At 63.7% G+C, this 12760-nt stretch carries 17 protein-coding genes; 10 read left to right on the top strand and 7 right to left on the bottom strand.

All coding sequences use genetic code 11. From position 1 onward, the window contains the following. Positions 1-24 precede the first annotated feature (24 nt). Together ABFX23_RS00420 and ABFX23_RS00415 are read left to right on the top strand one after the other, a co-directional pair. Positions 25-1212: a sensor histidine kinase gene (locus tag ABFX23_RS00420; protein WP_346031170.1), complete on the top strand. Its 1188-nt coding sequence runs from the start codon at positions 25-27 to the stop codon at positions 1210-1212. After that, on the top strand, positions 1209-1955 hold the full coding sequence (locus ABFX23_RS00415) for a LytR/AlgR family response regulator transcription factor (protein ID WP_346031169.1): 747 nt from the start codon (positions 1209-1211) through the stop codon (positions 1953-1955). The genes ABFX23_RS00420 and ABFX23_RS00415 overlap by 4 nt, the downstream gene beginning before the upstream one ends. Positions 1956-2052: 97 nt before the next feature. On the opposite strand, the gene ABFX23_RS00410 is transcribed toward ABFX23_RS00415, so the two are convergent. Next, positions 2053-2364, bottom strand: coding sequence for a UrcA family protein (locus tag ABFX23_RS00410; RefSeq protein ID WP_346031168.1), 312 nt, complete (start codon positions 2362-2364; stop codon positions 2053-2055). 266 nt (positions 2365-2630) lie between these two features. Here ABFX23_RS00410 and ABFX23_RS00405 point away from each other — a divergent pair, with 266 nt between their 5' ends. The 4 genes from ABFX23_RS00405 to ABFX23_RS00390 all read left to right on the top strand — a co-directional run bounded on the left by ABFX23_RS00405 (position 2631) and on the right by ABFX23_RS00390 (position 5195). Beyond that, positions 2631-2897, top strand: coding sequence for a hypothetical protein (locus tag ABFX23_RS00405; protein ID WP_346031167.1), 267 nt, complete (start codon positions 2631-2633; stop codon positions 2895-2897). 36 nt (positions 2898-2933) lie between these two features. Further along, on the top strand, positions 2934-3800 hold the full coding sequence (locus tag ABFX23_RS00400; protein ID WP_346031166.1) for a diacylglycerol kinase family protein: 867 nt from the start codon (positions 2934-2936) through the stop codon (positions 3798-3800). Continuing rightward, entirely contained in the window at positions 3793-4650 is an 858-nt protein-coding gene (locus ABFX23_RS00395) for a metallophosphoesterase family protein (protein ID WP_346031165.1), read from the top strand. The genes ABFX23_RS00400 and ABFX23_RS00395 overlap by 8 nt, the downstream gene beginning before the upstream one ends. Before the next feature lie 164 nt (positions 4651-4814). Next, a complete protein-coding gene (locus tag ABFX23_RS00390) occupies positions 4815-5195 on the top strand; it encodes a response regulator (RefSeq protein WP_346031164.1) in 381 nt (126 codons plus the stop codon). Between the two features lie 108 nt (positions 5196-5303). Here the strand turns inward: ABFX23_RS00390 and rpsI are convergent, their stop codons facing one another. The 5 genes from rpsI to ABFX23_RS00365 all read right to left on the bottom strand — a co-directional run bounded on the left by rpsI (position 5304) and on the right by ABFX23_RS00365 (position 8620). Then, positions 5304-5828, bottom strand: a complete 525-nt coding sequence (rpsI, locus tag ABFX23_RS00385) for a 30S ribosomal protein S9 (RefSeq protein ID WP_346031163.1) — start codon at positions 5826-5828, stop codon at positions 5304-5306. Beyond that, positions 5828-6307, bottom strand: a complete 480-nt coding sequence (rplM, locus tag ABFX23_RS00380; RefSeq protein WP_120076218.1) for a 50S ribosomal protein L13 — start codon at positions 6305-6307, stop codon at positions 5828-5830. The genes rpsI and rplM overlap by 1 nt, the downstream gene beginning before the upstream one ends. Before the next feature lie 185 nt (positions 6308-6492). Then, positions 6493-7230 (bottom strand): hypothetical protein, encoded by a 738-nt coding sequence (locus ABFX23_RS00375; RefSeq protein ID WP_346031162.1) that lies wholly within the window; start codon positions 7228-7230, stop codon positions 6493-6495. Continuing rightward, the gene (gene cutA / locus ABFX23_RS00370) at positions 7227-7568 is read right to left on the bottom strand and encodes a divalent-cation tolerance protein CutA (RefSeq protein WP_346031161.1); all 342 of its coding nucleotides are present in this window, start codon (positions 7566-7568) and stop codon (positions 7227-7229) included. The genes ABFX23_RS00375 and cutA overlap by 4 nt, the downstream gene beginning before the upstream one ends. Beyond that, positions 7568-8620: a COX15/CtaA family protein gene (locus ABFX23_RS00365; RefSeq protein WP_346031160.1), complete on the bottom strand. Its 1053-nt coding sequence runs from the start codon at positions 8618-8620 to the stop codon at positions 7568-7570. The genes cutA and ABFX23_RS00365 overlap by 1 nt, the downstream gene beginning before the upstream one ends. A gap of 139 nt (positions 8621-8759) precedes the next feature. Here ABFX23_RS00365 and ABFX23_RS00360 point away from each other — a divergent pair, with 139 nt between their 5' ends. The 4 genes from ABFX23_RS00360 to ABFX23_RS00350 all read left to right on the top strand — a co-directional run bounded on the left by ABFX23_RS00360 (position 8760) and on the right by ABFX23_RS00350 (position 10861). Further along, positions 8760-9128, top strand: coding sequence for a MerC domain-containing protein (locus tag ABFX23_RS00360; RefSeq protein WP_346031159.1), 369 nt, complete (start codon positions 8760-8762; stop codon positions 9126-9128). A gap of 22 nt (positions 9129-9150) precedes the next feature. Next, on the top strand, positions 9151-9360 hold the full coding sequence (gene thiS, locus ABFX23_RS17720) for a sulfur carrier protein ThiS (protein WP_428831630.1): 210 nt from the start codon (positions 9151-9153) through the stop codon (positions 9358-9360). Positions 9361-9426: 66 nt separating this feature from the next. Beyond that, positions 9427-10230, top strand: a complete 804-nt coding sequence (locus ABFX23_RS00355; protein ID WP_428831629.1) for a thiazole synthase — start codon at positions 9427-9429, stop codon at positions 10228-10230. 100 nt (positions 10231-10330) lie between these two features. Further along, positions 10331-10861 (top strand): hypothetical protein, encoded by a 531-nt coding sequence (locus ABFX23_RS00350; protein WP_346031158.1) that lies wholly within the window; start codon positions 10331-10333, stop codon positions 10859-10861. 13 nt (positions 10862-10874) lie between these two features. On the opposite strand, the gene ABFX23_RS00345 is transcribed toward ABFX23_RS00350, so the two are convergent. Further along, positions 10875-12671 (bottom strand): AMP-dependent synthetase/ligase, encoded by a 1797-nt coding sequence (locus ABFX23_RS00345; RefSeq protein ID WP_346031157.1) that lies wholly within the window; start codon positions 12669-12671, stop codon positions 10875-10877. Positions 12672-12760 lie beyond the last annotated feature (89 nt).

Genomic DNA, 12760 nt, shown 5'->3' with positions numbered 1-12760 from the left:
ACGCCTCTGGGCTAGACCGGCTGCATGGAAATTGCGGCAAAACCGGAAAAGCACACGTCGCGCGTGCCTTTCAAGACCGTGCTCGCCTCGATCTTCGGATTGTGGGCGACCTATTTCGTCATCGTCACGCTGCGGGCGGAATTGCTGGACATGGACTTTGCCGACCAGATCATCTGGTTGCGCGTACTGTCGGTGTCCGTCGGCATTCTCATCACCATGGGCCTTTGGATCGTGCTGCGCCCGTTCGATGGCAAGCCCTTATGGGTGAAGATCGCCGCTGCGCTGTTGCTTGCCATGCCGGCCGCCCTGCTGTGCGCGCAGGCCAACACGGTGATCTTCGCCGACATGCAGAATGCGCTGAACGACAAGGTGTTGCAGGAATTCGCCGAGGCGCGCGGGCTGGACGCGGACAGCGGCCGGGAGGCGTTGCTGACAGACCTTTCCGAACTGGTGACGATCGGCACGTACCAGCAGCTGATCGAAATTGCCTTCAGCCGGTACTTCCTGCTGCTGGCGTGGTGCGCGCTCTACCTTGCCTTGCTGACGGGCGAGAAGGCCCGCGATGCCGAACGGCGCGAGCAGCAGTTCCGCAACGCTGCCAAGGCCGCGGAGCTGCGATCCCTGCGTTACCAGGTGAATCCGCATTTCCTGTTCAATACGCTGAATTCGCTCTCCGCGCTCGTGTTGACCGGCAAGACCGAAGCGGCCGAGCGCATGATCCAGACGATCAGCACGTTCTATCGCCGCAGCCTGGCCGACGACACCACGTCCGACGTGACGCTGCGCGAGGAAATCCACTTGCAGAAGCTCTATCTCGAGATCGAGGCCGTGCGCTTCCCGCTGCGCCTGCGGACGCATTATGACATCCCGGCAGATCTGGAGAATGCGCTGATCCCCGGCATGATCCTGCAACCGCTGATCGAGAATTCGGTGAAGCACGCCGTGGCGCCTTCTTCGGGCCAGGTGACGATCACCCTTGCCGCGCGCGAGGAATACGACCGGCTGGTGGTGACAATTTCCGACGACGGCCAGAGCGCGGAAGACCGCGACGACACCCGCCCCGGTTTCGGCATCGGCCTCACCAACGTAAGGCAGCGGCTTGAAGCGCGGTTCGGCAACGAGGCGACGGTCGTATCCGGCCAGGTACCCGGCGGCTATGCCACGCACCTGCGGATGCCATTGAAACGCATCAAGGAAAGGGTGGCAGCGTGAACAGCAACGATAACGGCGCATTGCGCACGCTGATCGTGGATGACGAACCTCTCGCGATCGAGCGGATGCAGGTGCTGTGCGCGGAACTGCCGCAGTTGCAGGTGATCGGCACGGCGAACGATGGCGAGTCCGCCCTGCGCCTGTCCGAAAAACTCAACCCCGACTTGCTGCTGCTCGACATGACGATGCCGGGCAAGGACGGATTGCAGGTTGCCGCCGAGGCGGGCAAATTGGAAACGCCGCCCGCCGTCATCTTCGTCACCGCCCATGAAAACTTCGCCGTCGAGGCGTTCGACCTCGAAGCGGTGGACTACGTGCTGAAACCCGTCGCGACAGAACGGCTGGAGCGAGCGATAGAGCGCGCCCTGTCGCGCAAGTCGCGTGGTGCCGGAGGCGCACAGGACGAGAGTGAGTGGCTCGCCGAGTTCTGGGTGCCGCATCGCTCGGAACTGTTGCGCATCGATGCCGCCGAAGTCTATCGCATCGATGCAGAGCGCGACTACGTGCGCCTGCACGTGGGGGAGACAAGCTACCTGCTGCTGCAGACCATCGCCGGCCTCGAGGAAAAGCTCGACCCGGAGAAGTTCATCCGCATCCACCGCTCCACCATCCTGCGCAAGGATTTCATTACCGGCCTCAAGCACGAAGGCCTGGGTGTCTGGTGCGCGGAACTTGCCGACGGAGAAGAACTGCGGATCGGGCGCACCTATCTCAAGCAAGTGAAGGCGATGGCCGGACGTTAGCGTGCGGCGCTCCTGCCAACCCCGCGAGACAATCGAAAAAGGGCGCTTTCCCGGGGAAAGCGCCCTTTTCATTTCTGCGTTATCGCTGGTGGGCTTGTCAGCCACCGCGCTGGGCGTTGGCGACCACCTCGGCGAACTGCTCGCTGATCTGCTGCTTAGTCTCATAGACGCACGCACGGGCGTCACGGCTGCGGATATTGGTGCCGGTGCGGATGTCGTTGCCGCAAATCTGCCTTGCCGCGCGCTCGATGCGCTTCTCCAGCTCGTCGATACCGTACTGGGTGCTGAGATCGAGATCTTCGTAAGTGACGCGAACGGTCTGGCTGTCTTCGGCGCTCGCCATCGTGGGGGCAGCGGCCATTCCTGCAGCGGCAAGGGCCAGGGCGAAAGTGATCTTCGGGGTCTTCATGGTCTTCTCTCCTCCTCCTCAAGTCCCTGAAATTCCTCATCGGGGGGTCGCACCGCAGCCGGTGGGACTGGAACAGCTGCGGTGCGATTACCTATCTAGGCCCGGCCGGGCCTCGGCGCTGCAACAGGTCGACCTGCACGCGTTCCCAATCGACCAGCAGGTGCCTTGGCCGACGAAGCGTCGATGCCGCTCCACCAACGACAGATTGCGAAAGCATCCCGGCACACGCATTGCGAATGTTGCGCGCTTCAGGCACATCCGGAGTCATGGCGCTGATCATCACCTTCCTGCTTGGAATGGGCAATTTTGCCTGTCACCGCGCGGTTATCGCCAGCGGGCACCGGATGCTCTCCGAAATGCCGCCGCGGGCCTTGCAGGGTGCCCGCGCGGCAAGTCTTGCGCTGGAATTCGTGCTGCTGTGCGGTGCTCTCTATGCTGCCGAGGCCGGTGCGGTGCACTGGGTCTGGCTCTATGGCGGATACTTCCTCGTCAACCTGGGCGCGGCGTGGTCCATCGTGTCAGGCCGGCTCTAGCGGGAACCGTGCGGTCGATGCTGCGCTTTCAGACACATGGAAGGTGCTAGGGGACAGGAACGCGCGCTCTGGCTGGTGCACAACGATGCCAGCGGTTCGAACGATCGCGAGGCGCTGGAGCGGATGAGCTCCGGTTGCGCCGATTGCGGGCTGCGCGCCGCCTATCGCAGCAGCTTCCCCTCCGACGACCTGCCCACGCCTGCGATGCTGGACGCAGGCGGAATAGACCTCGTGGCCATCTTTGCCGGCGACGGAACGGTGAATGCCGCGCTCAACGCCCTGTCGGGCTGGGGAGGGCAGGTGCTGGTGCTGCCCGGCGGAACAATGAACCTGCTTTATCATCGCCTGTTTGGGGACATGGAGCTGGAGGGCGTGCTGAGCCTTGCGGGCAAAGGCGATCTGCAGGTGCGCCGCCCAGGCATAATCCGCAGTGCGCTGGGCGATGCCTACGCCGGGCTGCTCGCCGGGCCTGGCACCAGCTGGAACGACGTGCGCGAAGCCATGCGCAACGCTGACGTTCTGGCCATGGCGACCGAGTCGAAAGAGGCTTTCGCCCGCACCTTGCAGGACGAGCCGCTCAGATGCGTCGAGCCGCCTCTTGGTCGGTCCGAGGGCTATCCGCTCCTGCTGCTGGAGCCGCACGACGCGACTGTCGCGCTCTATGCCTATCATGCCGAGACGACTGCCGAATTCGTCGACCAGTTGCTGGCACTGGCGAAGCACGATTTTCGCCAGGGGCCGCACGATCACATCGGCGAGGCCGACGATCTTGTGCTGGCAAGCGTGGGGGCAGAAAAATTCGGCGTTCTGCTGGATGGCGAACCGGCCGAGGCGGCAGGTCCAACGCAGTTCCGGCTGGCAACATGCGAAGTGGACCTGCTAGCGAAGCCCTCCGATGACTGATCGCAAGCTGCTCTTCCACCTCTCCGACATTCACTTCGGTCTGGAGGACAACCGCGCGCTCGACTGGGTGAAACAGGAAATCGCCGAGCGGCAGCCCGACGCGGTTGCCATAACGGGCGATCTGACCATGCGCGCACGGCACCGGGAATTCGATGCGGCCTGCCGCTGGATCAAGTCGCTCGACGCGCCGGTGACGGTGGAAGTGGGCAACCACGACTTGCCCTATTTCAATCCGATCGAACGGTTCTTCGATCCGTACAAGCGAATCCGCGGCATTGCCGACAAGGTGGAAGCCGAGATCGACCTGCCCGGCCTTGCCATCGTGCCGCTGAAGACGGTGCGCCGCTGGCAGCCGCGCCTGAACTGGTCGAAAGGCTGGGTAACGGATGCCGCGCTGGAACGATGCCTGACAGCGATCGACAAGCTGCCTAGCGGAGTGCGCGCGCTGGTGGCCGTGCACCATCCCTTGCGCGAGGTCGGCACCCAGGGAACGGCGCTGACGAAGAACGGACAGAATGCGCTGAACGAACTTGCGCAGCGTCCGGTGCTCGCAGTCTTGTCCGGCCACGTGCACGACGCATTCGATATCATGGAGGAGACGGTCCACGGCGAGGTTCGCATGATCGGCGCAGGCACCTTGTCGCAGCGGGTTCGCTCGACACCTCCCAGCTTCAACGAACTGACCTGGGATGGCGATAACCTGAGTGTACGCGTGCGCAACCTGGAAGATGTGCGCACCCGCGACATGATGATCGGCGATGTGCCAGAAGACGCCATGCCGCCGCGCGAAAAAGGAGAACCCGTGGCGCCTGTCGGCAAGGTTCCCCGTACCGATCCCCCTGTCCATTGATAGCAAATGGTGCCGGGAATTAGCTCCAAAGCTTAGTCATAATCCCCTAGTTCTAAAGGTTTATGGCGACAAAAAAGCACTGATGAAAGTCAGCCCGCCGCCTTTTCGGGCCATTTTGTCGCAGCGACAGGATCGAATCTGCTTATTCATCGTAGATTGCCGTCATGACCACCAAAGTCCTTATCGTCGAAGACGACCTGCTGAACAGGATGTTCTACGAGGCCGTCTTCAAGCAGCGCGGCTACGAACTGATGCTCGTGGACGATGGCGCCCGCGTGCTGGACGCGGTGGACACTTTCTCACCCGATATCATCACCATGGATATCCACCTGCCGCACGTATCGGGCCGCAAGCTGATTCGCGAGATCAAGAAGAATCCGCGCACGCAGCATATCCCGATCCTGGCAATCACCGCCTACGCCGGTAAGCTGGACGAGGAAGGTATTCGCCGCGCGGGAGCGGGTGGTTATCTTGCCAAGCCTCTCAGCATCGACAGCCTGCTTGGCGAGGTCGACGCGCTGCTCGAAGGCCAGAAGGTCCACTAGGACCCGATCGCATTCCCCAATGCAAAAAGGGCGACCCTTCGTGGGGGCCGCCCTTCGCATTTTCCTCCGTCGAGGAAACTCTTGAGGCGCGCTGTAGCGCGCCGAAACTTAGCGCTTGCTGAACTGGAAGCTGCGGCGTGCCTTGGCACGGCCGTACTTCTTGCGCTCTACCACGCGGCTGTCGCGGGTGAGGAAGCCGGCGGCCTTGATCGTGCTGCGCAGGGCAGGCTCGAACTTGCTCAGCGCCTGGCTGATGCCGTGCTTCACCGCGCCGGCCTGGCCGGAGAGGCCGCCGCCGGAACAGGTGGCGATCACGTCGTACTGACCTTCACGATCGGAGATCGTGAACGGCTGGTTGATCACGAGGCGCAGCGTCGGACGGGCGAAGTACACTTCCTGGTCCTTGCCGTTGACGGTGACTTTGCCGGTGCCGGGCTTGATCCACACGCGGGCCGTGGCGTCCTTGCGGCGACCGGTGGCATAGGCGCGGCCATGCTCGTCGAGTTCCTGCTCGCGCAGCGGCGCGGTGGGAGCGGCGGTTTCACCTTCACCGGCATCGGCAGCAGGCGCATCGCCCACCACGTCCTTCAGGTCGGACAGGTCGTTGGCGGTGTTGTTTTCTTCGGTAGCCATTATGCGGACACCTTGTTCTTGCGGTTCATCGAGGCAACGTCGAGCACTTCGGGCTTCTGGCCGTCATGCGGGTGCTCGGTGCCATTGTAGAGGTGCAGCGCCTTCATCTGGGCGCGGCCCAGCGGACCCGTGGGGATCATACGCTCCACGGCCTTCTCCAGCACGCGCTCGGGATAACGACCGTCGAGGATCTTCTCGGCAGTGGTTTCTTTCAGGCCGCCGGCATAGCCGGTGTGCTTGTAGTAGACCTTCTTGGCAGCCTTGTTGCTGGTGAACTTCACCTTGTCGGCGTTGATCACGACGACGTGGTCTCCGCAATCGACGTGCGGGGTGAAGCTCGGCTTGTGCTTGCCGCGCAGGATATTGGCGATGATCGAAGCCAGGCGCCCGACGACGAGACCTTCGGCGTCGATGATGTGCCACTTCTTTTCGACCTCGGCCGGCTTGATCGACCGGGTGGTCTTCGTCAGAGCCTTCATGGCTGAAATTCCTCAAATCAGTGCGAAAATTCGCCGCCGTCCCGACTGTGGTGGAGAATCACCGTGCTGGCGGGCCAGCGAAGGCGCGCATTTGTCGCTTCGGGTGCCGCAAGTCAAGCAAATCCGGGCGATACCGGAGAGGTAAAATAATACCGTGCCGGAATCGGGACGGTTCGCGCCGGGTCTCAGGAAGCGGTCAGGCTCCAGCGTTCGCGGGTGCCACGGGTGGTCTGCGCGACGCGTGTCAGCACCGTGCGGTTGGCCGCGCGCATCAGCCCTGTCCGCTCATCGCGCTCGGCCTCGAACACGGTTTCTACCTTGCCTGCGACGCCACCCGGCAAGGCTATGTCGCGCTCATCGTGGCGCGATTGCGAAGCGGGGGCGAATAGGTCCGGTGGCAGGTGCGCCGTTACGCGGTTTCCGACCTGCTGGAGGGCGCGGAGAAACTGCACCACCTGCTCGCGCTCGTCTTCGCCGATGGGATGGGAGGCGATCTCGGCAACCGCTTCGTCGACGGCCTCGCGCAGGTATGGGCCGTCCTGCCGTGCGATCTGCGATGAGAGTATCTGGCCGAAGGCATTGAGCGCAATCGGAAACAGTCCGCTTTCGTCCCGCGCACGTTCCAGTTCGGCAAACGGCGCCAGAACTTCGGGCGCGTCGATGCGCACATCCTGTTGCTCTCCGCGCAGCATGAAACCCTCGGAAAAGCGGCGGAACTCGATGCTGAAATCCCGCGTCACCGTGAAGGGTGTCCCGTCGATCAGATCGCGCGTCACGCTGCGGCTGTAGCGCATGGGGCCTTCCGGCGGATCGATCAGGCGTTCCACCGGCAGGGCAAGGGCCCGCGTACTGACCACAGCAGGCGTGACGGCTGCTGCAAGGCCCAGCACCAGCGTGCCCCTCCTGTCGGTGCTCGCGGTCATGATCGTTCCTCGGTCAGCAAGCCGGCGAGCCAATTGCGCGTGGCTGGCGGGGCGCTGTCCGCCAGCCAGCCGCAGATCGCGGGAGTATCATATGGGTGAAGCTCGGTAAGCCGTCTTGTGGCCCTGGCGAGCAGGTTGCCATGGGTCTTGAACAGAACGCCGACTTCGCTCGCCGATTGCACCTGTCCCTCATAGCGAAAGACGGAGGTCATCTGCGGGAGAATATTTGCGCAAGCCACGAGATTTTCCCGCAACAGGACATCGGCCACTTCCCGACCCTCCTCGACCGAGCCGAACGGGCTCCAGATCAAGGCCGCCTTGCTGGCGTCCGCCGCCATCAGGAGCGCCTGCCAAGCACGTGCGCACCCCAGGCGAATGCACCCACCAGAAGTGCGCCCACGACCTGGTGAGCCACGGCAAGCCAGAGATCGACCCCCGTCAGCACCGTCGCGATGCCGAGCAGGATCTGGATGCCGAACGCCGAGTGGATGGCAATCGAGGCGCGCCGGTCCAAGGGCTTCACCTTGCGGGCCATGACGATCAGCGCCGCCACGGCCACCCAGGCCCACCAGCGGTGGAGAAAATGCAGCCAGAACGGATCGTGGGTGAACGTCCACCAGATGCCTTGCGACCAGTTTGCCTCCGGGACGAGGCGCCCGTTCATCAGCGGCCAGGTGTTGGAGGCAAGCCCCGCGTTCAGCCCGGCGACCCACGCGCCGAGCAGGAGTTGCAGGAACAGGATCACCGCCACGACGAAAGTAAGCCCGGTGAAGCGCGCAGGCTTCCCGCGCCCACTTGCGTCGAGCTGTCGCAGATCGAGCGCCGTCCAGACAAGGCCACCCAGCGTGAAGAACGCGGTGAGCAGGTGGATGGAAAGCCAGAAGTGCGAGACGTCCGTCATTTCGGCACCGAGGCCGGAGCGGACCATGAACCAGCCGAACGCCCCTTGCAGGCCGCCCAGCGCCAGCAGCGCGAGGAGACGCGGCTTGTATCCAGCGGGAATGGCGCCGCGCAGCCAGAACCACGCTAGTGGCACGGCAAAGGCAAGGCCGATCACGCGGCCCAGCAGGCGGTGGAACCACTCCCAGAAGAAGATGAACTTGAACGCGGCCAGGTCCATCCCGGCTGGACCGGTGACGTTCCGGTATTCACCCGTCTGTTTGTAGAGATCGAACTCTGTCTGCCAGTCCGCCTCGCTCAAAGGCGGTAGCGTGCCGCTGACTGGGCTCCAGTGCGTGATGGAAAGCCCGCTTTCGGTCAGCCGCGTGATGCCTCCCACTGCGACCATGACCAGCACCAGCGCAGCGACCGCGAACAACCAGCGCGCGAGGGCGAGCGGACGGGGCGTGCCAGTGGCGGACGGGGTATCGGATAGGGTTGCGGCGACCATGGTGGGGGCGATTTGCAACTTTAGGGCGGGATACGCAAGCACCCACCTTGGTGCAGGTATCCCACAGGCTATCGCTTGCGACTGTGAAATTGCCATCTGGCCCTTGCGCAATGTTATGACGTTACATAGATGGGTGCGCATGGGCTCGATCACCCCCTGGATTCGCGGCCGGTTGGACCGTGTCGGCGTCATGCTGTCTGCGCTGTGTCTCGTGCACTGCGTACTCGGCCTCGTGCTGGTTGCCGGGATGGGGCTTGGCGGTGCCTTCCTGCTCGATCCCGATATCCATCGCTGGGGTCTCTTGCTGGCGACGATCATCGCCGGTGTCGCCATCGGTGTGGGAGCGATCAGACATCGCCGGGCAAAGCCCTTCGTCGTGGCGATGACGGGCCTCACCTTCATGGGCGGCGCGCTGGCCGTCGGCCACGGGTTCGAGGAAGCGGTGCTGACCATGATCGGCGTGACACTGGTGGCCGCGGGCCATATCCTCAACTTGCGCCACGGCTGACAGGCCCTATGTGCCGCTGGTGATGACCCAGCCGATTTCCATTACCGTCAATGGCGATACCCGCCGGACCGAAGCCGCCACCATTGCCGCACTGGTGCGCGAACTGGGCCTTAAGCCGGAAAAGGTGGCCGTGGAGCACAACGGCGAGATAGCCCCGCGCTCCACGCTGGAGGACGTTGCCCTGACGGACGGCGACCAGCTGGAAATCGTCCACTTCGTCGGCGGTGGCTGAAATGAGCGCGCCATCGGCGCAGCAACGGCCTTGCCACTGCGTCATCGGGCCGATACCGCCGCGCGCATGACGCAGATGCAGACCATTTCGCCGGACTCGCAGGACGACAGCTGGGAAGTTGCCGGCCATCGCTTCACCTCGCGCCTGATCGTGGGCACGGGCAAGTACAAGGACTTCGCCCAGAATGCCGCTGCGGTGGAGGCTGCCGGGGCCGAGATCGTCACCGTGGCCGTGCGCCGAGTGAACATTTCCGATCCGAACCAGCCCGTGCTGATGGACCATATCGACCCGAAGAAGGTCACGTACCTGCCCAACACCGCGGGGTGCTTTACGGCGGAAGATGCCATCCGGACCCTGCGCCTTGCGCGCGAGGCGGGCGGCTGGGACCTGGTGAAGCTGGAAGTGCTGGGCGAGGCGAAGACACTCTATCCCAACATGGTGGAAACCATCCGCGCTTGCGAAGTGCTGGCCAAGGAAGGTTTCAAGCCGATGGTCTACTGCACTGACGATCCCATCGCGGCGCAGCAGCTGGAAGAGGCAGGCGCCGTGGCGATCATGCCGCTGGGCGCGCCGATCGGTTCGGGGCTCGGCATCCAGAACCAAGTGACCATCCGCCTGATCGTGGAAGGCGCGAAAGTGCCGGTGCTGGTGGATGCTGGCGTGGGCACGGCGTCCGATGCGGCCGTTGCCATGGAACTGGGCTGTGACGGCGTGCTGATGAACACCGCCATCGCCGAGGCGAAAGACCCCATCCGCATGGCCCGCGCAATGAAGCTGGCTGTCGAAGCAGGTCGCGAAGCGTACCTTGCCGGCCGAATGGGACGGCGCAAATATGCCGATCCGAGTTCGCCATTGGCGGGATTGATCTAGTTAGGACTTCGCTCGCCCGTTCAGGGCCAGCGCGAAGCAAACAATATATTAACCATACGAGCGCACACCTTTCCCTGACACCGCAAGGGAAGGGCCGATCATGGGTCACGAATCGAAGACGTTCTCTCTCACCATCGCCGAGATGCGCGAGTTTGCAGGCTTTGCCGAATACGAGCAGGAGTTCATCGAACGCTCGCTCGATATCGCACTGGGACGCTGCGATGCCTTCAAGACCTGGAGCGTATGCCCCGAGGACAAGCGCGCGATCCGCGGCCAGTACCTTGCCTATCGCGAACTGAAGCACCTGCGGACGCTGATTCCCGAAGGGGAGTCGTTCGACGGGGTCGAAAGCCTGATGGGCACCCTGCTGCGGATTTCGGCGCAGGACCTTGCCATGGAACGGCTCGACAGCTTCTCTGCCTATCGTTTCCTGTACGAGCGTCTGCTGGGCGCCGCAGTGCGGCCCTTCCTTCCCGCGGCGTTCTGCGCTGCGGCCGCCCTTCCCCAGATCCGCCCGGAACGGCGCCGGATGCTGCTGCAATCGCTGAGCGAGGCAGCCGCCACTGCGCCCGCATGGTCGAGCAAGGAGCCGGCTTTCTATCCGGAAAAGATCGAGGCCGAAGCCGCCTGACTCCCGCCGTGTCTCAGTAAAGCGCGTCCAGGCGATCCTGGTAATTCTCGCGGATCTGCATCCTCCGGATCTTCATCGTCGGCGTCATCATGTTGTTGTCGACGGTGAACGGTTCGTCCGCCAGCACAAACTTGCGCACCTTCTCGATCACCGAGAGATCCTCGTTCGTGCGGTCTATCGCTGCCTTGATGGCGGCGCGGAAGGCGGGCAGGTCCTGGAGCGCGGCCATGTCGAACTTCTCGTCGTTCTCCCGCGCCCAGGCCACGGCCCATTCGGCATCGGGCACGATCAGCGCGACCATGTAGGGTTTCTTGTCGCCCGAGACCATCGCCTGGCTGATTTCGGGTTGCAGCGTCAGCATGCCTTCCAGCTTCTGCGGAGCGACATTGTCGCCCTTGTCGTTGACGATGATGTCCTTCTTGCGGTCGGTGATCTTGATTCGGCCCTTGTCGTCGATGTGGCCCACGTCGCCGGTATGCAGCCAGCCGCCTTCCAGTGTCCTCTCGGTATCGTCGGGCCGCTGCCAGTAACCCATCATCACCAGCTCGCCGCGCACCAGGATCTCGCCGTCCTCGGCGATCTTCACTTCCACGCCGCGCAGGGGCGGGCCGACGGTGTCGAGCTTGATCCCGGCGCTGGGATAGTTGCACGCAATGACCGGTGCGCTCTCCGTCTGGCCGTAGCCTTGCAGCATGGTGAGACCCATGGCCTGGAAGAACCCGCCGACTTCCGGGTTGAGCGGGGCGCCGCCGGAAACGAGGGCTTTCACCCGGCCGCCGAAGCGATCCTTGATCTTGGGGCGCAGGGTGGCGGAGAGCAGAGCCTCGTCCGCCGCGCTGATGAGGCCGGTGGTGCCCTTCACCTGCTTCTCGCCCAGCACAAGTGCGCGACCCAGCAGGAAGCGGGCGAGCTTGCCCTGCTTCTCGATCGCTTTCATCATCTTCGATCGCAGCACTTCGAACAGGCGCGGCACGACGACCATGATCGTGGGCCTCGCTTCCTCCAGGTTGCTGGAAAGCTTGTCGAGCCCTTCGGAAAACCAGATGTCCGCGCCCAGCCCCAGCGGCAGGTAGAAACCGGCCGTGTGCTCGAACGCGTGGCTCAGCGGCAGGAAGGACAGGAAGCGTTCCTCTTCCCAGCCGAAATCGTTCTCGATCACATGGGCCGCGGCTGCGACGTTGTGCAGGATCGCGCCGTGGTGCAGCATCACCCCGCGCGGCGCGCCACTGGTGCCGCTGGTGTAGATGATGCAGGCCATGTCGTCGCGCTTGAAGCCGGCGATGCGCGCGTCCACGGCCTTGCGCGCTGCCACCGGGTCTCCCTCGGTAATCGAGTCCCAGCTGGTGAGTTCGATACTGCCGCTTTGCGAGGAGGAAACCGGATCGACCGCGATCACCTGCTTGCCGCGTCCCGTTTTCATGATGGCGCGGAACAGTGGCCCTGCCAGTTTCGCATTGCCCAGCACCACGCCGCTTGCACCGGAATCATCGAGGATATGGCAGTGATCGCGCTCTGTATTCGTAGTGTAGGCCGGCGTGGTGATGCAGCCTGCGGCCATGATGGCAAGGTCGGCGATGCACCATTCCGGGCGATTTTCCGCCACGATCACCACCCTGTCGCCATCGCGCAGGCCCAGCTTGCGCAGGTTCTCCGCCATCAGGCAGACCTTCTCGGCCGCCTCGGCATAGGACATGGACACCCACTCGCCGTCCTTCTTCGCCGTCAGGAACGGCTTGTCGCCGCGCTCGTCGGCGCGCTGCAGGAACAGCGCGACGAGGCTGCTGGCATTGTCGATATCGGCGAGTTGCATGCGCGGTGCTCTCCCTTGCGACCGGCCTTGGTTGTTTTCTGGCCGGGACAGTGACTTGAAAACAGGAGTTAGGCGGCAGGCGCGCGGGG

The sequence above is a fragment of the Erythrobacter westpacificensis genome, from assembly GCF_039542285.1.
Classification (GTDB): Bacteria; Pseudomonadota; Alphaproteobacteria; order Sphingomonadales; family Sphingomonadaceae; genus Alteraurantiacibacter; species Alteraurantiacibacter westpacificensis.
This window is presented reverse-complemented; position numbering and strand designations above follow the sequence as displayed.